Raw genomic sequence first — 20,939 nt, 5'->3', positions numbered from 1 at the left:
TATAGGGATAAATCCTTTGTTTTCTTCAAAATAAATCGTTTCTTTGCAAGTAGTCCAAAACGACAAAAACAGCCGCCGGACACAAACAACCTTTGAGAAAAACACCAATTTATCTATAACCATGAAGAAAGAATTGAAAAAAGTCCTGGTTCTCGGATCAGGCGCACTGAAAATCGGACAAGCCGGAGAGTTCGACTATTCAGGTTCGCAGGCCTTGAAAGCATTGCGCGAAGAAGGTATCCGCTCCGTCCTTATCAATCCCAATATTGCCACCATCCAGACTTCGGAAGGCATTGCCGACCAAGTCTACTTCCTGCCCGTGACTCCGTATTTCGTAACTGAAATCATCAAGAAGGAACGTCCGGACGGTATTCTGCTGGCTTTCGGCGGACAAACAGCCCTGAACTGCGGTACGGAACTTTACCAAAAAGGCGTTCTGAAAGAATATGGTGTGGAAGTGCTGGGCACTTCAGTGGATGCCATCATGTACACGGAAGACCGCGACCTGTTTGTCAAGAAACTCAACGAAGTACCCCTCAAGACTCCCGTCAGCCGGGCAGTGGAAAACATGCGGGATGCACTCGAAGCCGCACGGTCTATCGGCTATCCGGTCATGATCCGTTCGGCTTATGCGCTGGGAGGTCTGGGAAGCGGTATCTGCCCCGATGAGGAAAAATTCATCGAACTGGCTGAAAGTGCCTTCACCTTCTCCCCGCAGATTCTGGTGGAAGAATCCCTGAAAGGCTGGAAAGAAATCGAGTTCGAGGTCATCCGCGATGCCAACGACCATTGCTTCACCGTGGCCAGCATGGAAAACTTCGACCCGCTGGGCATCCATACCGGAGAATCCATCGTGGTGGCTCCTACCTGCTCACTGACCGAAGAACAGGTCAGCATGCTGCAAGACTTGTCGAAGCAATGTATCCGCCATCTGAACATTGTGGGAGAATGCAACATCCAGTATGCGTTCCACGCCGAAACCAACGACTACCGTATCATTGAGGTAAATGCCCGCCTGAGTCGTTCATCGGCACTGGCTTCCAAGGCCACCGGTTATCCGCTGGCTTTCGTGGCCGCCAAGATTGCGCTGGGCTATACATTGGATGAAATCGGTGAGATGGGCACCCCGAACTCAGCCTATGTAGCTCCGCAACTAGATTACCTGATTTGCAAGATTCCGCGCTGGGACCTCAACAAGTTTGCCGGCGTATCACACCGTATCGGCTCCAGCATGAAGTCGGTGGGCGAAATCATGTCCATCGGACGGACGTTTGAAGAGATTATCCAGAAAGGCCTGCGTATGATTGGTCAGGGCATGCACGGCTTCGTGGGCAATGACCATACCCGCTTCACGAACCTGGACGACGAACTGGCCAACCCGACCGACCTGCGTATCTTCGCCATCGCACAGGCGCTGGAAGAAGGTTATTCCATCGAACGCATCTACGAACTGACCAAGATTGACCCGTGGTTCATCGGCAAACTGAAAAACATTGTCGACTACAAACATAAGCTGTCCGAATACAACTCGCTCGAAGAACTTCCGGCCGAGGTGCTCCGTCAGGCCAAGGTGCTAGGCTTCTCCGATTTCCAGATTGCCCGCTTCGTACTGAAACCCACGCAGGGAAACATGGAGAAAGAAAACCTGCAAGTACGTGCCTACCGCAAGAAGCTGGGTATCCTGCCGGCAGTGAAACGCATCAACACGGTGGCCTCCGAACATCCGGAACTGACCAACTACCTGTATATGACGTATGCTGTGGAAGGACACGATGTCAATTACTACAAGAACGAAAAATCGGTCATCGTCCTCGGTTCAGGTGCCTACCGCATCGGCTCGTCTGTGGAATTCGACTGGTGCTCGGTGAATGCCATCCAGACCGCCCGCAAGCTGGGATACAAATCCATCATGATCAACTACAACCCGGAAACGGTGTCTACCGACTACGACGTATGCGACCGCCTGTATTTCGATGAACTTTCCTTCGAACGGGTACTTGATGTCATCGACCTGGAACAGCCGCGCGGTGTCATCGTCTCCGTAGGCGGACAGATTCCGAACAACCTGGCCATGAAACTGTATCGCCAGTCGGTACCGGTACTCGGTACCTCTCCGATTTCCATCGACCGGGCGGAAAACCGCAACAAGTTCTCGGCTATGCTCGACCAGCTGGGCATCGACCAACCGGCCTGGCAGGAACTGACCAGTCTGGACGACGTGAAAGAGTTCGTGAAGAAAGTAGGATATCCGGTATTGGTTCGTCCGTCGTACGTGCTCTCTGGAGCCGCCATGAACGTATGCTATGATCAGGAGGAACTGGAACGCTTCCTGCAAATGGCCAGTGAGGTGTCCAAGGAATATCCGGTGGTCGTATCGCAGTTCATGCAGGAAACCAAGGAAATCGAATTCGATGCCGTGGCACAGAACGGAGAGATTGTGGAATACGCCATATCGGAACACATCGAATATGCCGGCGTGCATTCCGGCGACGCGACCCTGGTATTCCCCGCACAGCACATTTATTTTGCGACGGCCCGCCAGATTAAGAAAATCAGCCGCAAGATTGCCAAGGAACTCAACATTTCGGGTCCGTTCAACATCCAGTACCTGGCCAAGAACAACGACGTGAAAGTGATTGAATGTAACCTGCGTGCTTCCCGCAGCTTCCCGTTCGTATCGAAAGTGTTGAAACGCAACTTCATCGAAACGGCTACCCGTATCATGCTCGATGCCCCGTACGTGCGTCCCGACAAACTGGCGTTCGATATCGACTGGATTGGAGTCAAGGCCTCCCAGTTCTCGTTCGCCCGTCTGCAGAATGCCGACCCGGTACTGGGTGTCGACATGTCGTCTACGGGAGAAGTAGGTTGTCTGGGCGATGACTTTGACGAAGCCTTGCTGAACGCCCTGATTGCGACGGGATACAAGATTCCGAAGAAATCGGTGCTCTTCTCTTCCGGCGCCACCAAATCGAAAGTGGACCTGCTGGATGCCAGCCACATGCTGCATCAGAAAGGATACGACATCTATGCCACTGCCGGCACGGCTGCCTTTCTGAACTCGCACGGCATTCCGACCACACCGGTGTTCTGGCCCGATGAACGTCCGCACGCCGAAAACAACGTGATGAAGATGATTGCGGAACACAAATTCGAGCTGATTGTGAACATCCCGAAGAACCATACCAAGCGGGAACTCACCAACGGATACCGCATCCGCCGCGGGGCCATCGACCACAACATTCCGCTGATTACCAACGCCCGTCTGGCCAAGGCATTCATCGAGGCTTTCTGCCATCTGAAGCAGGAAGACATCCAGATAAAGAGCTGGCAGGAATACAAATAAAAAATGTAGACTTTCGAAGGTTTTCTGAAGACTTTCGAAGCCTTTTAAGGGCTCAAAAAAAAACGCAAGTGCGTTTGCATGAAAACGCACTTACGTTTGAAACAAAACGCCTTTGCGTTTCAGGTAAAACGAACTTACGTTTTCCTTCAAACGCAAAGGCGTTTTTTCAGGCCTTTTTTTTCGCTCATTTCAGGGCCGTTTCGATGGCTTTCATCAGCTCCTCAAACTCGGCTTTCGTATAGCCGACGGAAGCCCGAATCAGCTTACCGTCCTTTCCGAACAGATAGGCACGGGGAATACTCTGGTCGGCAAACAGAGAGAACACTTCCCGCTTCGGGTCCGGATAGAGCGGAAAGGTAAACTTTTTCCGTTCGTTGTATTTCTTCAATTCGGCATCGGTATGTTCCCGCCCGATAACCAGCAGCTTGAAATCCTTGCAATCCTTATATTTCGGCCACAAGGTTTTCTGCACTTCCGCCAGTTCCAGCTGGCAAGGGCCGCACCACGTGGCAAACAGGCTCACCAGTACCACCTTGCCTTTCAAGTCGGCCGGGGCCACTTTTCCATACACTTCCGAACTGAGGGTGATGGCTGGTATCGCATCCCCCACTTTAATTTTTTCTTTTCCCGTGTCCTGTGCAGAGGCTGCCAGCACCCCCATCCAAATCAGGCACAGAAGACTCCAGATTCGTACGCTTTTCATTGTCTTTTTCCTTTCTGTAAATGTTAAATCCTGACAAAGATACCGTAAACCGATGGAAAATCCGCCGGGGAACCTATCTTTGTAAAGAGTTTTAACGAAAAAACGAGCCTGCAATATGATGACCTTCATTTCGTGTGCCAAAACCATGACGGCACGCACCAAGATAAAATTCCCCGAAACCACTGTGCCTCATTTTCAGAAGGAAGCCCGGGAAAATGCCCTGTACATGAACCAGTTTACCGCCGAGGAACTGGGCCGGATGCTGAAAGTGAATGCCAAGCTGGCCGCAGAGAACCGCCTGCGTTACCAGGATTTTCTTTCACCGGACACTCCGTCTCTCCCGGCACTGCTAGCCTACACGGGTATGGTGTTCAAACGCATCCATCCGGCGGACTTTACTACAGAAGATTTCCGGTTTGCCCAGCAGCACCTGCTCATTACCTCTTTCTTATATGGCCTGCTGCGTCCACTGGATGCCATCAGAAACTACCGGATGGAGGGGAATGTCCGCCTGCCGGAACACCAGCACCAGACGCAGTGCGACTATTGGAAACCGATTCTGACCGACTACTTCATTGAAGCCGTCCGTCGGCAAGGAGGTGTTCTGGTCAATCTGGCCAGTGGCGAAATGAAAGACCTGTTCCATTGGGACAAGGTATGCCGGGAAGTCCAGGTCATCACTCCCGAATTCTATACCCTGAAGAACGGAAAACCCACCACCGTGGTAGTCTATGCCAAGATGTGCCGCGGCGAAATGACCCGCTTCATCCTGAAGAACCGGATTGAACAACCGGAACAGCTGAAAGCCTTTGAATGGGAAGGCTTTTCCTATGATGCGGCCTCCAGCGATGCACAGACACTCCGCTTCCTGCTGAAATAGGAATGAAAAAACGGCAACACAGACGACACATCTTCGTAAACGCAACTTCATCGGATTGCTTTCACCCTGTAACGGGAAGTCTGCAACTTTGCAGCAGAAAAAAGCAAACGATACATGAACAGAACAAGAAGATGGATTCACACAGCGCTTTTTACCTCACTGATTACTGCCAAAGTGTTTGCAGTAGAGGTAAATGTCAATATTAAGGGCTGCATTACAGACCAGAAATCAAAAGAGCCGCTGATTGGTGCCACGGTACAGATTGTAGGGAGCAGCATCGGAGCCGTGACCGACATGGACGGAAATTTCCAGCTTTCAGGAGTGGAAGACGGCATCTACGACATCGAGATTAAATATGTAGGCTACAAGACTGCCATCAAAAGACAGGTCAAGATTGAGAACAATAAAATCACTACGCTCGATTTCGAAATGGTGACCGATGAGCACCTGTTGTCGGATGTGGTAGTGGTAGCCAAGGCCAACCGCGAATCTGAAAGCGTGACCCTGCTGGAACAAAAACGGTCGGTTGTGGCCGTTCAGGCAGTCGGCGCCAAAGAACTGGCACGAAAAGGTGTCAGCGACGCACAGGCTGCCGTGACCAAGATATCGGGTATCTCTAAACAGGAGGGAGTGAAAAATGTCTTTGTCCGCGGATTGGGAGACCGTTACAACCTCACCACTCTCAACCGCTATCCCATTCCGTCGGAAGACCCTGAATACAAGAATATTGCCCTCGACTTTTTCTCCACCGACGTCATCCAGTCGGTGGAAGTGAACAAGGCTTTTTATGGCAACACCTCTGCCGATGCATCGGGAGCCAACATCAACATCACGTCGAAGGAACTGACGGGAGACGCCACACTGGATTTCAGCCTGTCGGGAGGTGTCAATACCCAGGCGCTGTCGGGCGACCTGCTGCAAGCCAGCGGAAACAACCTGTTCGGATTTGCCAATACCACCCAGCCGGGAGAGGATTTGCACAGCTACAGCTTTAAAAATGCCATCGACCCTTCCAAAAAGAATATTCCCATCAACCAGGACTATAGTCTGTCGGGGGGAAAACAGTTCCGTATCCACGACAACCCGCTCTCTTTCTTCATCGTGGCCAGTCACCATAAAAACTTCTCCTACTACGACGAAGAAGTGCGAAATACCATTACCAGCGGCGATTTGTCGCAGGACATGAGCGGTGAAATCTCCCGCATCGAGACCAGTCAGCTGGCCATGGCCAACCTGAGTTACACCCACAACCAGAAGCATCACCTGTCCTACAACTTCATGATGGTGCATGCCTCCAATTCCTCTGTGGGCGATTACCTCGGAATGGATGCCGACTATCAGTCGTCGGACACGTACGAGGGATTCATGCGCCGTCAGCAGACCAACGACAACCTGCTGTTTGTGAACCAGCTTCACACGCAATGGGAGCTGGGCAAGAATTTCCTGCTGGATGCCGGACTTTCTTACAACACGATTCAAGGAAACGAACCCGACAGAAGAATCAACAACCTGGTAAAAACCGACAAGGGTTATGTACCGATGAAAGGTACGGGCGTGCAACAGCGTTATTTCTCTGAATTGCAGGAAAACGACCTGAACCTTCGCGCCGGACTGACGTATAAGCTCCACGACGGATATGGCGACCTGTCAAACGTACAACTGGGCTACATGGGCCGGATAGTAGATGACAATTTCGAAGCCACGGAATACGACATGTCTGTAGTCAAACAGTCGGTTTTCGACCTGGAACATATTGCCTTCGGGGATTTCTACAACCAGGAGAACCTGGACAACGGCATGTTCCAGCTGGACCGCAACGTGGATGAATACGGTGTCCGGAAAAATATCCACTCGGCCTATGCGGAAGCCACTTATCAGTTTACCTCGCGCTTCATTGCCAACCTCGGACTGAAATATGACGATGTCAATATCCGCGTAGACTACAATGTAAACCGTGGAGGGACCAAAGGAGAAAATACCATCGACAAATCTTATTTCCTCCCCAGCCTCAACCTGCGCTATAATTTCAACGACAAACATGCGCTCCGCCTGGCCGCCAGCAAGACTTACACCCTGCCGCAGGCCAAAGAAATTTCCCCGTTCCGTTATACCAGTGTCAGCTTCAACAGCCAAGGTAACCCTGACTTGAAGCCTTCGGACAACTACAACGTAGACTTGAAGTGGGATTTCTATATTTCTCCGAGCGAGCTGTTTTCCGTCACCGGATTCTACAAATACATCCAGAACCCGATTTCACGCATCGAGATTGCCAGTGCCGGAGGATTCCTCTCTTATGAGAACATTGCGAACCACGCTACAGTGGCCGGAGTGGAAATGGAATTCCGAAAGGACTTGTTCAACCGCAACCTGCAGGGCAACGGGGTCAGCAAACTCAGCCTGGGCATCAACGGGGCCTATACGTACACCTACGCCAAAGTACCTCTGGCCACCGACCCCACCGGTTCACAACTGGAAGGAGCCGCACCCTGGATTTTCAATGCAGACCTGAGCCATTTGTTCCGGAAAGGGCAGAAGAGTTTTACCAATACGCTGGTGGTGAACTATTTCAGCGACCGTATCCATACCATCGGCACGGAGGGATATCAGGACATCGTGGAAAACGGTGTTCCGACACTCGACTTCGTTTCTTCCGCCCAGCTGAACAAATACGTGACCCTCAGCCTGAAAGCGAAGAACTTGCTGAATCCGGCCCACCAGCTGACCCGGAAAGGCAATGCCGACGGAAAGAAAGTGGTATTGAGCAAATACAAGAGAGGCATGGACTTCAGCATCGGAGTGGCCTGCAACTTCTAATCAAGAAACTTTACATAACATAAACTAGCAATAAAGACAATCAATTTTCTTAATCAATTACTCATTATGAAAAAGGTATTTTTTACAGCAATGGCCTTTGCAGCCATAGTAAGCAGCGTAAGTTTGACAGCTTGTTCCAACGACGATAATCCGGAAGAAACAGGCACAAGAGGTGAAAAGATTGAACTGAACGGAACCGTGGAAGGCACCCTGACCTTGGATGCCAACAATGAATATATCCTGAACGGTACACTGACCGTCGCCGACGGAGCCACACTGGAAATTCCGGCTGGTACCACCATCAAAGCTGCCAAAGGATTCGGAAACTATATCCTCGTGGCACAGGGAGGTAAAATCAATGCCAAAGGAACAGCCGACAAACCCATTGTCTTTACCGCCGACGATGAAGAAAATGCCACCACGGGATACTGGGGTGGATTGATTATCAACGGAAAGGCACCGATTTCAGGAGCTACCAGCGGCGAACAGGGCTCTACAGAAGTAGACAACAACCAGAAATACGGAGGTACGGATGAAAACGACAACAGCGGTACGCTGGAATACGTGGAATTGCGGTTCACCGGTGCACGTTCCAGTGCGGACATCGAGCACAACGGACTGACCCTGAACGGTGTGGGAAGAGGAACGACCATCAAGAACCTTTATATCACAGACGGTGCGGACGATGCCATTGAATTCTTTGGAGGAACGGTCAATGTGGAAAACATACTGGCTGTAAACTGCGACGACGACATGTTCGATTTCACCCAAGGTTATAAAGGCACGTTGAGCAACTGCTACGGCGTATGGGAAGCCGGATACACCAGCACGGAGGAAGACCCGCGTGGAGTGGAAGCCGACGGTAACCTGGACGGAAACGGACCCGACCACCAAGGACAGTCGGATTTCACCATCAAGAACATGACCATTGCCACCTACGCTACCGGCCAGGTGATGGACGACGCCATCAAGGTACGCAGAGGAGCTACCGCACACATTGAAAACGCCCTGGTGATTGGAAACGGACAGATGAAAGACTTCATCGATGTGACCGACTCCAAAGGAAACGCCACTACCGCTACCCAAATGAGTGTCACCAATGAAATCAGCTCTACACTCAGTGGCAAGGAAATCAATGATGGAGGTACTTCTTACGAAAATGTCAAAATCACAGATGGCAACACGGGAGCCGACCAAAGTGTCTTCAGCTGGACTGGCTATAAATTCTAACCATAACACATCACACTGATTTGCTTTTCTTCTCCGGTTTTCATGCAAAGTATCCACCGCGTATGAAAGCCGGAGATTCTTTTTCCTCCGATTTCCTCATTTTATAAAGGGTTTTCACTACTTTTGTACAGACCTAAATAAATAAGTATATGATGTATCCTTTAAAATTCAAACCGATTTTGAAATCCACCCTTTGGGGAGGAGAACGTATCATTCCTTTCAAACAGCTTGACTGCCAGCAGGAACAGGTAGGAGAAAGCTGGGAAATATCCGACGTGCCGGGCGATGAATCCGTGGTGGCCGACGGAGCAGATGCCGGCAAGAACCTTACCCAACTGATGCAAGAATATAAGGAAAAACTGGTAGGAAAAGAAAATTATCAGCGTTTCCAGGGCAAATTCCCTTTGCTGATTAAATTTATCGATGCCAAACAAGATTTATCCATCCAGGTACACCCCAACGACGAACTGGCCATGAAGCGCCACCAGTCCATGGGAAAGACGGAGATGTGGTACATCATCGACAATACGGGCGGAAAAGCACATCTTTATTCCGGACTGAAGAAAAAAATCACTCCGGAAGAATATGCCCGGATGATTGAAGACAATACCATCTGCGACGCACTCGACAAATACGACGTACAGCCGGGCGACGTGTTCTTCCTGCCGGCAGGACGTATCCACAGCATCGGAGCTGGTTGTTTCCTGGCCGAAATCCAGCAGACTTCCAACATCACTTACCGCATCTACGACTTCAACCGCAGAGACAAGAACGGCAACCTTCGCGAGCTGCACACCGAACTGTCGAAAGATGCCATCGACTATACGGTAGAAAATGACTATCGCACCCACTACACTCCGCACAAGGATGAACCGGTGGAACTGGTCAGCTGTCCGTATTTCACCACCTCTGTCTACAACCTGACAGAATCCATGACGATGGACTACAGTGAACTGGATTCTTTCGTCATCTACATCTGCATGAAGGGAAGCTGCACCGTGACCGACAATGAAGGCAACTGCATTTCCCTGAAAGCCGGTGAGTCGGTCTTGTTCCCTGCCACGACCCAAAACCTGGAAGTCGTGCCAGACGGTGAAGTGTCCTTCCTGGAAACTTACGTATAAACGACCTGCATTTCTTATTTATAGCTGAGTCCTTTTCTTTCCCTGCCCACGCAAGGAAGAAAGGGACTCAGTCGTTTTTCATAAACGCATTGGGCGACATGCCCGTAATCTGACGGAACACCCGGTTGAAATTGTTCGGGGTGGTAAATCCCACTTCGTAGGCAATCTGCTGCATGGTCTTGCCTCCGTCGGCAAACAGTTCGATGGCCCGCATAATCCGGAGGTTGTTCACATAATAGCTGAAGCGTATGCCCGATTCATTGAACAAACGGCTCAGGTTTCGCACCGAGAAGCCGAAATGTTCGGCCAGCTGCGGCATCTTCAGGTTTTCTTGCAGATGTTCCTGCAAGTATGCCAATATGGGATGCAAACGGGCATCGTTGGGAATGGTCAGGGTTTTCAACAGGAAGCCCATGTTCTGGCTGATGGAAGGAAGCAAGCGGAAAAAGCCCAGGGCAAAAGCATACAAATCGGGAGTATCCTCCCGGTTTATCTCCGTCCCTTTCGAAGCGATAAACTTCAGGTTTTCCGCCACAAAAGAGTCGGTGTGGTATATGGAAAAATCCTTCAACGCCTCATCGCCTCCATCACTGTCGAGCGACAAATAAAAGATTACCAGCGAAGTCTGCCGGTTGTTACTGCACAGTTTGTGTTCCGTGCAACCGGGAATCCAGGCTATGTGCTTCTCCGGCACAAAATAGTTGGTCGAACCAATCTGCACATGCAATGTGCCCGAAAGGGTATATACAATCTGGCACTGGCCGTGCGTATGCCCTGGCAGATTAATCTCTTCCCAACCCGTCTTCTTGATTCGGATGGTCTCCCGGCTGGTACGGTTTATCAACGAAATGTAACGCTCCTGTTCCTGGTTCATCGCTAGTTCTATGGCTTAAAATGATAATCTTTTTGCATAAATCGCATATTCTGCATAAAAATAAAGGTTTAATTTTGCACCAGCAATAGAAGAGACTATAAATTAGCGATGAAATTATGATGAAATGTATTTTGGCAATTGCAGTTTTGCTTGCAGGAACCACCTTCCGCGCATCGGCCATGCCCGAAAAAGCTTCCGAGAACAAACCGGAAAGCATCAAAGTGGAAATCACGGAGGGGCAGATTGATGTAATCAGTGGTATTATCTATTCACAGGTCATTTCCACTCGCAGCAACCGTGCGTTGCGGATGACCGTGCTGGTTCCACGGACCCGTACCCCCAAACCTGCAATTGTATATTTCCCCGGAGGAGGATTCACATCTGCAGATTATGAGAAGTTCATCGAAATGCGTATGGCACTGGCCAAAGCCGGATTCGTGGTGGCCGCTGCAGAGTACCGTACGGTTCCCGACAAATTTCCGGCACTGGTCATCGATGGAAAAGCGGCCGTACGTTTTCTGAGAGCCCATGCCGCACAGTTTGGCATCGACCCGACCCGCATCGGTGTACTGGGAGATTCTGCCGGCGGTTATCTGTCACAAATGGTAGGCACAACCAATGGAGAAAAAGAGTTTGACCAAGGAGACTATCTCGACCAGTCGTCCGACGTACAGGCTGCCGTCACCATTTACGGCATCAGCAATCTGCTGAACATCGGCGAAGGGTATTCTGATGCCATACAGCAGGTTCATGCCTCACCGGCTGTAACAGAAGCTTTGCTCGTACACGGCCCTGCCTTTGCAGACTTTGCAGGAGCCAGCATCCTTTCCGACCCGGGAAAGGCCATGAAAGCCAGTCCGCTGGGACACGTAAAGGAACACATGCCTCCCTTCCTGATTATGCATGGAAGCAACGACAAGTTGGTATCGCCCGTACAAAGCGAACAGCTGTTCAAAGCTCTGACAGAAAAAGGCAACCAAGCCACTTACGTCACAGTGGAAGGTGCCGGACACGGCGATTTATACTGGTTCCAGCAACCGGTCATCGAGAAAGTAGTCAGCTGGTTTCAAACTGTTTTTCAATATCACACAGACAAATGAATAAAAGACTAATTGCAAGTATCGGAGTTCTTTCTTTTTTTATGTACATCGCAGCCCAGGAGCGGGTGCTTTCCATCGACGAACTGTTTCAGCTGGCAGACCAGAACAGTAAAAGCATCCAACTGCATGCACTGGCCATCGACGAAAGCGCACAGGCTGTCAAAGTGGCCAAGGATGCCAGACTTCCATCCATCCGGGCACAGGTAGACCTCAACTACATCGGTGACGGCTGCATGACCGACCGGGATTTCAGCAACGGGGTACATGCCGACATGCCACATTTCGGCAATACGTTTGTACTCAAAGCTTCGCAAGTCATCTATGCCGGAGGGAGCGTGAGCGAAAATATCAAGAAAGCGAAACTACAACAACAACTGGCTAAACAGACTTATCACAATAACCAGCAGGATTTACGTTTCATGTTGCTGGGTTATTACCTGGATTTGTTCCAACTTCGGAACCAACAGACCGTATATGAAAAGAACATCGAGCAGACGCGTCTGCTGGTAAAGGATATGCGGGCTGCCTACCAACAAGGAACAGCGCTGAAAAGTGACATCACCCGTTACGAACTACAGCTTCAGAATCTGCAGCTGGGACTGACTTCTACTGTAAACAAGCTCAACGTGCTGAACCACAAACTGACGACGACCATCGGACTGGAACCTTCGGTACATATCGTACCGGATTCCACGGCTTTGTTTCAGATTAACGTGGACAAACGGCAGGAAATTTCCTGGATGGAAGACTCGCAGGAATCGCCTACTCTTCAGCAGGCACAAACCGCCATCAAACTGAGCCACAACCAGCAGAACCTAATCCGTTCGGAACGCAGACCACACATCAGCCTGACCGCAACAAATGAATTCAACGGCCCCATCCTGGTGGAGGTCCCCCCGTTGAACAACAATTTCAATTACTGGTTTGCCGGAGTCGGTATTTCATACAACCTGGATGCCTTGTTCAAAAGCAAGAAAAAACTGCGGCAGGCACGGATTGCCACTTCGAAAGCGGAAAAGAACTACGAGCTGGCCAAGGAAGAAATCGAGAACAACGTGCATGAAGCCTACGTGAACCTGAACGAAGCCTACGTGCGGCTCCAGACCCAACAGAAGAGCGTACAGCTGGCACACGAAAACTTCCGGATTGTCCGCCAACGCTACCTGAACGGGCTGTCACTGATTACCGACATGCTGGATGCCAGCAACATGCAGCTGGACATGGAACTCCAGCTGGCCAACTATCAGATTGGTATATTGTATCAGTACTACCTGTTGAAAAAGATTACAGGAACCCTTTAACTCCATTTATATTCACACAAAAAGAATCAAGACATGATACGAAACAAAAAAAGAGCGATTTCCAACTTCTTCATACTTCTGGTCCTCGCAGCCGGCATCAGCTGGGTATGCGGCAAGTTCATCCACCTGGGCAACGTGGAATACACCGACAATGCGCAAGTGAAACAGCATCTCACCCCCGTCAGCACACGGGTACAGGGATTCATCAAGAAGATTTGTTTTGAGGAATACCAGACCGTGAAGAAAGGAGACACGCTGGCCATCATCGAAGACACGGAATACCGGTTGAAAGTGGCCCAAGCCGAGGCCGACTACCGCAACGCCCTGGCCGGAAAGAGTGCCATGTACACCACCATCAACACCACGCAGAACAACATCCTCGTCACGGATGCGGCCATCGACGAACAACGGGTCCGCCTGAAGAATGCAGAAACCGATTATAAACGTTATCAGGAACTGCTGAAAGAAGAGGCGGTCACTCCCCAACAGTTCGACCGGGTAAAGACAGACTACGAGGCCACCCAGGCCCGCTACGAACAGCTGATGCGACAGAAACAGTCTACCTTGCTCCAGAAACAGGAACAGACCCAACGACTGGAACAGAACGAATCGGCCATCAAACTGGCAGAAGCGGCTCTTAACCTGGCCAAGCTGAACCTTTCTTATACCGTCATTCTAGCCACTACCGACGGAGTGACCGGACGAAAGGATATCCACGAAGGAGAACTGGTACAGCCGGGACAGGCCTTGGTGACACTAGTGGACGGTACGGAAAAATGGGTCATTGCCAACTATAAGGAAACCCAAACGACGGACATGCGGAGAAACCAGCTGGTAGAAGTAAAAGTGGACGCTATCCCGGGGGTAAAATTTGAAGGCCGCATCGCTTCCATCTCGGATGCCACCGGAGCCTCTTATTCGCTCATCCCGCAGAACAACTCGGCCGGCAACTTCGTGAAAGTGGAACAACGTATTCCGGTCCGCATCGAATTTACCCAAAACAACCGTCCGGAAGACTTGCAACGCCTGAGAGCCGGAATGAATGTAGAATGTTACGTAAAACAATAAGTTGAGAAATGGCTGAACAACGTCCCCGCATCCCATACTTTAAAGATTTTCTGCCCACCTCCGTCTGCATCGGCTTGTCTTTGTTTTTTGCCATGGTATTCCAGTTCAACGGAGGGGTCTTCCTGCCGGCAGCCACCCAGATGTCGAGTGCCTTGGGCTGTATCCAGGAAGATGTCACCATGGCCGGATATGCCTCCTTCATCGGCATGACCATCATCTTCCCGATTCTGTTCCGTCTGAAGGCCCGGTTTACCACCCGCTCCATCTTCATGACGGTCTGTCCGGTACTGATTGCCTGCAACCTGATTACCATGCACACGGAAAATATCTTCCTGATGATTTGCGTATGCTTTGTGTCGGGATTCTTCCGCATGTGGGGTACGTTCGAATGTTTCTCAAACACCCGTCTGAGCATCACGCCTTCGGGCAACTTTTCCGTGTTCTACCCTGTGATTTACATCATTGTACTCGAAAGCATCCAGCTTTCCGGGCTGGTCACGATGCACATCAACGACTGGGCCAACTGGCAATACATGCATTGGTTCGTCATCGGCATGCTGATGATTGTATGGGTCTGTGTCATGTGTCTTACCCGTTCTGTCCGCCTGATGAAGAAAATGCCGCTGTACGGCATCGACTGGAAAGGACTTGCCTTGTGGACCACCATGTTGTTTGCCATTGTTTTCATCTGCATTTACGGGGACTATTATGACTGGCTGGACAGCGCACAGATACGTGCCTGCATCGTAATTGCCGTGGTGTCCTTGCTGCTCAACATCAACCGGATGACTTCTATCCGCCATCCGTACATCGACCCGCAGGTATTCAAATACAAGAAGTTCCCTGTCATTCTGTTCTTGTTCCTGATGCTCTGCCTGTTCCTAGCCACTTCTTCCGTGCTTCAGAATGCTTTTATGATGTCTATTCTGCGATACGATACTCTCAACGCCATTTCGCTGAACTGGTGTGTATTTGTAGGTATCCTTGCCGGAGCGGGAGTCGTCTTCTTCCGGCAGGCCGTACTGAAAAAAGGATATAAACTGTTGATTTCGGTGGGATTCACTCTGATTGTCGTCTACCAGTACTACATGTATTTCTTGATTTATCCAGACTTGAATATTGAAAGCCTGTACTTGCCGAACTTTCTGAAAGGAATCGGGCACGGGATTCTTTACATCGCACTGACCATCTACGTGGCCAAGCACATCCCGTTCAAACATTTCTTCCAGTCACTGTGCGTGCTCAGTTTCATCCGCACCAGTATTGCCACCCCGCTGGGAACCGCCATACTGAACCGCTGGATGAAACATCTCCAACTGGACAACTGGGCATTGCTGAGCCGTGATTTGGACGACCTCACAGAGTCGATTCCCAATGCCTCTCTCATGCAACTCTACAACGAAGTCAATACCCAAACCATGCTGACCAGTCTAAAAGAGCTGTTTGGATGGGTCTGTATTATCGGTACCGTTTTCCTGGTGATTGTCGTCAGCTACCGTATATGGCGCGACCGTCATTTGGCAGCCCTGAAAATGCTGCACAGCCTGCCCGTCAAGAAACGATACAGACTGTCCAGCATCCATCGTCCCTCTAAGCATTAAAACTTATAAGCGGCTGTAAAGAAGAAAGCAAGGTTACGCGTCTTTGACGCACTGGTCAGCTTGCAGAGACCAAATTCTCCGTCAAGTCCTACCGTCCAGCGTGCAAAATCCAATGCTACCCCTGCCATCAATCCGGCATCAAAACGGCGCAAACCCGGAATCACTTCATCTTCAACTTTCGAATCACCAAATGTATTATAAGAAACTGTCAGGTCATCTATATCCATATCCTGTTTACCGTTCACTCCGTAAGCCAAATACGGACCTGCGGTGAATACCATATCAAAATTGGATGCAGTTCCCACATGAAAGGCTGCCAGCAAAGGCATTTCAAAGTAATTCTGGTTTACATGCATGCTCACCTTATTCTGGGTATTGGTTCCGACAAAGTCCACATCCATACTGGCCCCTTTCGAGACCCAGTTCAATCCCGTCTGAAAAGAGAGCAGTCCACTCAACGGCACATCAATGCCCACTCCCACTTTCTGATTAAACAGCGGAGAAGAATCTCCCGCATCTTTCCCCATCCAGGTACTCATACCCAGTCCTAATTTCATACTCCAAGTTACCTTCGTCTGTGCGGCCATTGTCAACACGGTGAACAAACATGCCACTATACATGCAATTCTTTTCATAAACTTAAAAATAGATGAATTACACAAATTTAAGAAGATAAAGCGGAGATGCAAATAAAAAAGGAGCAAAAAAGAAGTTTTTACCTCTTTTTGCTCCCTTCTCACAAGGTTTTAAATGTTATTTCTTAGAATTCGTAATCGATGCCAATGGAAATGTTTTCCATATCCAGGCCGACACCAAATCCATTACCCTCCAAATCACGATAATAATCATCACGGTAACCGGCAAAACCGACTTTCGTAATGAAGCTGAAATGATCGTTCAACTTCAAGGCCAGACCCGGCTTTACGCCAATCTCAAAACCGTTGACAGAATCGGCATGTTTTGCCTTGTAAGTAGAGAAACCGAATCCCATATCCAAGAACAGGCGCACGATTTTGTTTTCATAAAATGAATAACGTGCATACGGAGCCAATGCAAACGCATTGGAACTAACCTCAAGCTCTCCGTCATACCCTTTATGCGCATAGGCCAGTTCTACACCTACAGCCCATTGCTTACTCAGGTTATAACCTACATCCGGCGTGATGGAGAATGATGTTTTATCCACGTCATTGTTTCTCCACAAGCTGATACCACCTCCCAGATACACACCTTCCTGTGCACTGGCCGAAATAGCAGCCATGACAATCACTACGAGCAAAAATAACTTTCTCATAATCTTCTCTCTTTTTAATTCTACAATTTATTTGATACACTCATCTCTCTTCTTTCCAAGATTCAGAACACTCATCCTTGTTTGTGCCGGTTGGCTCTCCGACGACGGTATTCTGCCTTCATTTTAGCAGAACCCGAACCATGAAGTCCCGTAATGTAGGTCTTCTTTTTGGCCTTTGTCTTCACTTTCTCTTCTTTTTTCTTTCCATCCGACGACTTGCTTCCTTTGAAGACAATCCCTTCGGTCAATATTTTCTCGATATCCATAAACTGCTTATTTTTTAGGTTGTAATTTTACATGTCTACCCGACTTCGTACAAATCAAGGTACGCTTCAACGGCTGACGCGTCTGCATATTAAACAAGAGTCCGGGGCTGAAATGCTGTCCGTTCACCCGCAGCTCAAAATGCAGATGTTCGGTAGTGGCACGTCCCGACCTCCCGGTCAATGCAATGACCTGCCCTGCCTTTACGGTATCTCCCGGCGCCACCAAGTTCTTGGAATTATGGCTGTACACAGTCTCCAGTCCGTTGGCATGACGCACCACAATGACTTTTCCATATCCCCCGTAATGCTTCGCCATCCGTACCACCCCGTCGAATACGCACACGATGGAATCATTGGCTTTCGTCTTGATGTCTGCTCCCGAATGTCCGCCCCGGCTACCGTAACCCGAAATAACTTTCCCATTGCGGAGCGGAAAGCAGAACTGCGAATCGGCCAGACATTCCAGATGGATTTCAAAACGGTTTCCTTTGGCAAACAGTCCCGGAGTCTGTACTCGGACATGATTGCGCTCCATGGATGTAAACCCGGCAGATACCGGTTCACTGGCCCGAATACTTCCCGTCCAGAAGCACCAAGCAATCATCAACCATATCAACCGCTTCATCTTACTTGAAATAACAAAGTTCCACATCCTGTGCCTCCGCAAATTCTTTCAGCAGGTTCACCATGTAGTTCACCGCTTCCTCCAGCCCCTCACTGCCACTGTACGCATTCATGATTGCCAACAGATGCGTGGTATGCTCCGAAATCTTCGTCCGCTCATTGTCACTGGTCGGCGTACCTACACCTCCCACGGCATCCCGATACACCGGCATGCCCTCAATGTTCAGTTCTCCACGTCCGATGCCCTCGTAAGGCTCACCCGCCTTTCCGATGCCCAGTACCAGTTTGTCACCCTGAATCTTGTCACGGTCAAAACCGCCGATGGAGTGCCCGCTGTAAATGGAAGCCAGATTAATCAAATCTACCAGTGTATCAATCTGATACAGCGAAAGGCCTCTCAGCAGCCTGCGGCACAAGGCTTCCGAAGAAGGACGGTAACGGCTGGGATCCTTTCCGCATTTCTTGTATGCCTGGCGAGTAGCCTGAATGGCCGGCATCTCTTTGATGGAATCAATGGTATATTTCTGACGATAGAGCTCGGTAAACTCCCCGATTCTTTTCCATAACGCTTCACTGTAAGGTGAATTTTTCACGGTAGCAAACACGGCAGCCCCGCGAAACTGCGGCCAAGCCTGCCGTAATTCTTCTGATACTTCAATTTTCAAATCCATTCTGCAAACTCTCCTTTCTATTTTTCCATTCGCATAATTCCCGACAAGATACGTCCGGAATGAATGCCCAGACGACGTGCCGAAAAGAAATCCGTATAATGCTGATAAGTACAAATACCCGCCATTTCAATATGAGACGCTTTTACACCTTTCGACAACAATTGCAGGCGGTTGGCCTCCCACAAATCGATGTGCCACTTTGCATACCGTCGGGCTATCCTCGCCATATCAAATCCTGCGGTTTCAAAAGCTTCATACACCTCCTCGCCTACCTCAAACGCCTCAAGAGAAATTCCCGGTCCGATACAGGCCCACACATCTTCTCCTTCCGTGCCGTACAGCCCGCGCATCCGGTCGAGGGTCTTTTCCACAATCCGGGCTACCGTACCCCGCCATCCGGCATGAACAGCCGCCATTGCCTTGTGCTTCGTATCGTAACAAAGCACCGGAATACAATCGGCAGTAGAGATACAAAGGCACACTCCCGCCTTGTCACTGACCAAGGCATCCACTCCTTCCAGCAATTCCATTCGCTTCTCCGAAGGAAGTTTCACAAACCCGTCATCAATCACCCTCACCGTCGTGCCGTGTGTCTGATGAGGCACCACCAGCATCTCCGGACGGACAGGCATCAATGAGCACAATAACTCCCGGTTCAGTTCCACCTTTTCGAAATCATCCCCACAATAATGGTTACAGTTGAACGAGGCATAGTTTCCCTCGCTATAGCCTCCATGACGGGTGGTAGAAAAACAAAAGATGTCGGTGCGCGAACTCATCCGGTCGTACACCCACATCCTTTTATCCTCAGTCAGATGATCCATTACTTCTGTGTTTCGTCGTCCCAGTCTTCCTCCTCGTACTCGTAGTCGAAGTCATCCTCGTCCGTATCCTCCTCGTATTCATACTCGAAGTCCTCGTCCTCACCCATATCTTCCAGCTCTTTCTGGAGTTTCTTCAGGTCCTTCGGACGATGTACGATGGCTTCCCGACGTACGGCCTCCAACTGGTTGCTGTCTTTATTCAATTCCGTCCACAACAGGTCCTTCAGCTGCTGGATACCCATTCCGGACACCGAAGAGATAAAGACATGCGGTATATCTTCAGGCAATGTAGGCTCCAGCATCTGCATAAGTTCCTCGTCCAGCATGTCACATTTCGTGATGGCCAGCACCCGCTGCTTGTCCAGCATCTCCGGATTGAACGTAGCCAGTTCATGGAGCAGAATCTCATATTCCTTCCGGATGTCATCCGTATCGCCCGGCACCATGAACAACAGCAGGGAGTTACGCTCGATATGACGCAAGAAGCGCAGTCCCAGTCCTTTACCTTCACTCGCACCTTCAATGATACCCGGAATATCCGCCATCACGAACGATTTGCCTTCGCGATAGGACACGATACCCAGATTCGGTTCCAGCGTAGTAAAAGGATAGTTGGCAATCTTCGGACGTGCCGCAGACACAGCCGCCAGCAAGGTTGATTTTCCCGCATTCGGGAAACCCACCAGACCCACATCAGCCAATAATTTCAATTCCAAAATCACTGTCATCTCCTGCATGGGTTCCCCCGGTTGGGCAAAACGAGGTGCCTGACGGGTAGCTGTACGAAAATGCCAGTTTCCCAATCCGCCACGTCCGCCTTTCAGCAAGATGACTTCTTGTCCGTGCTCCGTTACGTCGCACACATATTCGCCGGTTTCGGCGTTATATACTACGGTTCCGCATGGAACCTCGATGACCTTGTCTGCCCCATCTTTTCCGAAGCTCTTGTTCTTTGAACCGTTTCCGCCGTGTTCCGCAAACACATGACGGTCGTATTTCAGGTGCAGCAACGTCCAATAGTTGCGGTTTCCCCGCAAAATCACATGACCTCCTCTACCACCGTCGCCACCGTCTGGACCTCCGTTGGGCATATACTTCTCACGGCGCATGTGCACCGAACCGCGGCCTCCTTTTCCGGAGCGGCAATAGATTTTTACGTAATCAACAAAATTCGATTCAGCCATAATTTAAAGTTTAAGAACTGGCAGACTGTCCCCAG

18 protein-coding genes are annotated in these 20,939 nt (G+C 50.0%); 9 read left to right on the top strand and 9 right to left on the bottom strand.

Annotated features, from left to right (window positions below):
* The first annotated feature begins 121 nt into the window (after positions 1 to 121).
* On the top strand, positions 122 to 3,346 hold the full coding sequence (gene carB, locus OIM59_RS00560; RefSeq protein ID WP_303894239.1) for a carbamoyl-phosphate synthase (glutamine-hydrolyzing) large subunit: 3,225 nt from the start codon (positions 122 to 124) through the stop codon (positions 3,344 to 3,346).
* Between the two features lie 184 nt (positions 3,347 to 3,530).
* On the opposite strand, the gene OIM59_RS00555 is transcribed toward carB, so the two are convergent.
* Entirely contained in the window at positions 3,531 to 4,049 is a 519-nt protein-coding gene (locus OIM59_RS00555; protein WP_299170308.1) for a TlpA disulfide reductase family protein, read from the bottom strand.
* 115 nt (positions 4,050 to 4,164) lie between these two features.
* Here OIM59_RS00555 and yaaA point away from each other — a divergent pair, with 115 nt between their 5' ends.
* The 4 genes from yaaA to OIM59_RS00535 all read left to right on the top strand — a co-directional run bounded on the left by yaaA (position 4,165) and on the right by OIM59_RS00535 (position 10,097).
* Positions 4,165 to 4,929 (top strand): peroxide stress protein YaaA, encoded by a 765-nt coding sequence (yaaA, locus tag OIM59_RS00550; RefSeq protein WP_299170310.1) that lies wholly within the window; start codon positions 4,165 to 4,167, stop codon positions 4,927 to 4,929.
* Between the two features lie 114 nt (positions 4,930 to 5,043).
* Positions 5,044 to 7,743 (top strand): TonB-dependent receptor, encoded by a 2,700-nt coding sequence (locus OIM59_RS00545; RefSeq protein WP_299170312.1) that lies wholly within the window; start codon positions 5,044 to 5,046, stop codon positions 7,741 to 7,743.
* 66 nt (positions 7,744 to 7,809) lie between these two features.
* Positions 7,810 to 8,973, top strand: coding sequence for a hypothetical protein (locus OIM59_RS00540; protein WP_299170313.1), 1,164 nt, complete (start codon positions 7,810 to 7,812; stop codon positions 8,971 to 8,973).
* A 152-nt stretch (positions 8,974 to 9,125) separates the two neighbouring features.
* Positions 9,126 to 10,097, top strand: a complete 972-nt coding sequence (locus OIM59_RS00535) for a type I phosphomannose isomerase catalytic subunit (RefSeq protein WP_299170533.1) — start codon at positions 9,126 to 9,128, stop codon at positions 10,095 to 10,097.
* A 67-nt stretch (positions 10,098 to 10,164) separates the two neighbouring features.
* On the opposite strand, the gene OIM59_RS00530 is transcribed toward OIM59_RS00535, so the two are convergent.
* Positions 10,165 to 10,971: an AraC family transcriptional regulator gene (locus OIM59_RS00530; protein ID WP_148330387.1), complete on the bottom strand. Its 807-nt coding sequence runs from the start codon at positions 10,969 to 10,971 to the stop codon at positions 10,165 to 10,167.
* Positions 10,972 to 11,087: 116 nt separating this feature from the next.
* Here OIM59_RS00530 and OIM59_RS00525 point away from each other — a divergent pair, with 116 nt between their 5' ends.
* Genes OIM59_RS00525 through OIM59_RS00510 form a run of 4 tightly spaced genes read left to right on the top strand, consistent with a single transcriptional unit; the run spans position 11,088 to position 16,041 of the window.
* Positions 11,088 to 12,071, top strand: coding sequence for an alpha/beta hydrolase (locus OIM59_RS00525; protein WP_299170315.1), 984 nt, complete (start codon positions 11,088 to 11,090; stop codon positions 12,069 to 12,071).
* Positions 12,068 to 13,372, top strand: a complete 1,305-nt coding sequence (locus OIM59_RS00520; RefSeq protein WP_299170317.1) for a TolC family protein — start codon at positions 12,068 to 12,070, stop codon at positions 13,370 to 13,372. The genes OIM59_RS00525 and OIM59_RS00520 overlap by 4 nt, the downstream gene beginning before the upstream one ends.
* A 33-nt stretch (positions 13,373 to 13,405) precedes the next feature.
* Positions 13,406 to 14,440, top strand: a complete 1,035-nt coding sequence (locus tag OIM59_RS00515) for an HlyD family secretion protein (RefSeq protein WP_299170318.1) — start codon at positions 13,406 to 13,408, stop codon at positions 14,438 to 14,440.
* 8 nt (positions 14,441 to 14,448) lie between these two features.
* The gene (locus OIM59_RS00510) at positions 14,449 to 16,041 is read left to right on the top strand and encodes a hypothetical protein (RefSeq protein ID WP_299170320.1); all 1,593 of its coding nucleotides are present in this window, start codon (positions 14,449 to 14,451) and stop codon (positions 16,039 to 16,041) included.
* Here the strand turns inward: OIM59_RS00510 and OIM59_RS00505 are convergent.
* The 7 genes from OIM59_RS00505 to obgE form a co-directional block, all read right to left on the bottom strand.
* Positions 16,038 to 16,676, bottom strand: a complete 639-nt coding sequence (locus OIM59_RS00505) for a porin family protein (protein WP_299170322.1) — start codon at positions 16,674 to 16,676, stop codon at positions 16,038 to 16,040. The two genes, OIM59_RS00510 and OIM59_RS00505, sit on opposite strands and share 4 nt — an antisense overlap.
* Positions 16,677 to 16,801: 125 nt before the next feature.
* On the bottom strand, positions 16,802 to 17,335 hold the full coding sequence (locus OIM59_RS00500) for an outer membrane beta-barrel protein (RefSeq protein WP_072541650.1): 534 nt from the start codon (positions 17,333 to 17,335) through the stop codon (positions 16,802 to 16,804).
* 71 nt (positions 17,336 to 17,406) lie between these two features.
* On the bottom strand, positions 17,407 to 17,601 hold the full coding sequence (locus tag OIM59_RS00495) for a hypothetical protein (protein ID WP_204475033.1): 195 nt from the start codon (positions 17,599 to 17,601) through the stop codon (positions 17,407 to 17,409).
* A 7-nt stretch (positions 17,602 to 17,608) separates the two neighbouring features.
* Positions 17,609 to 18,205 carry a M23 family metallopeptidase gene (locus OIM59_RS00490; protein WP_299170535.1) on the bottom strand — a complete coding sequence of 199 codons (597 nt, stop codon included), beginning with the start codon at positions 18,203 to 18,205 and terminating at the stop codon, positions 17,609 to 17,611.
* 22 nt (positions 18,206 to 18,227) lie between these two features.
* Entirely contained in the window at positions 18,228 to 18,890 is a 663-nt protein-coding gene (locus OIM59_RS00485; RefSeq protein ID WP_083581867.1) for a B3/4 domain-containing protein, read from the bottom strand.
* Positions 18,891 to 18,913: 23 nt separating this feature from the next.
* Complete coding sequence (pgeF, locus tag OIM59_RS00480; RefSeq protein WP_299170328.1) at positions 18,914 to 19,720, bottom strand: peptidoglycan editing factor PgeF; 807 nt, start codon at positions 19,718 to 19,720, stop codon at positions 18,914 to 18,916.
* A complete protein-coding gene (obgE, locus tag OIM59_RS00475) occupies positions 19,720 to 20,904 on the bottom strand; it encodes a GTPase ObgE (RefSeq protein WP_022355078.1) in 1,185 nt (394 codons plus the stop codon). Before obgE ends, pgeF begins: the two co-directional genes overlap by 1 nt.
* Positions 20,905 to 20,939 lie beyond the last annotated feature (35 nt).

The sequence above is a fragment of the Bacteroides mediterraneensis genome (assembly GCF_025993685.1).
In the GTDB taxonomy this organism is placed as follows: Bacteria; Bacteroidota; Bacteroidia; order Bacteroidales; family Bacteroidaceae; genus Phocaeicola; species Phocaeicola mediterraneensis_A.
This window is presented reverse-complemented; position numbering and strand designations above follow the sequence as displayed.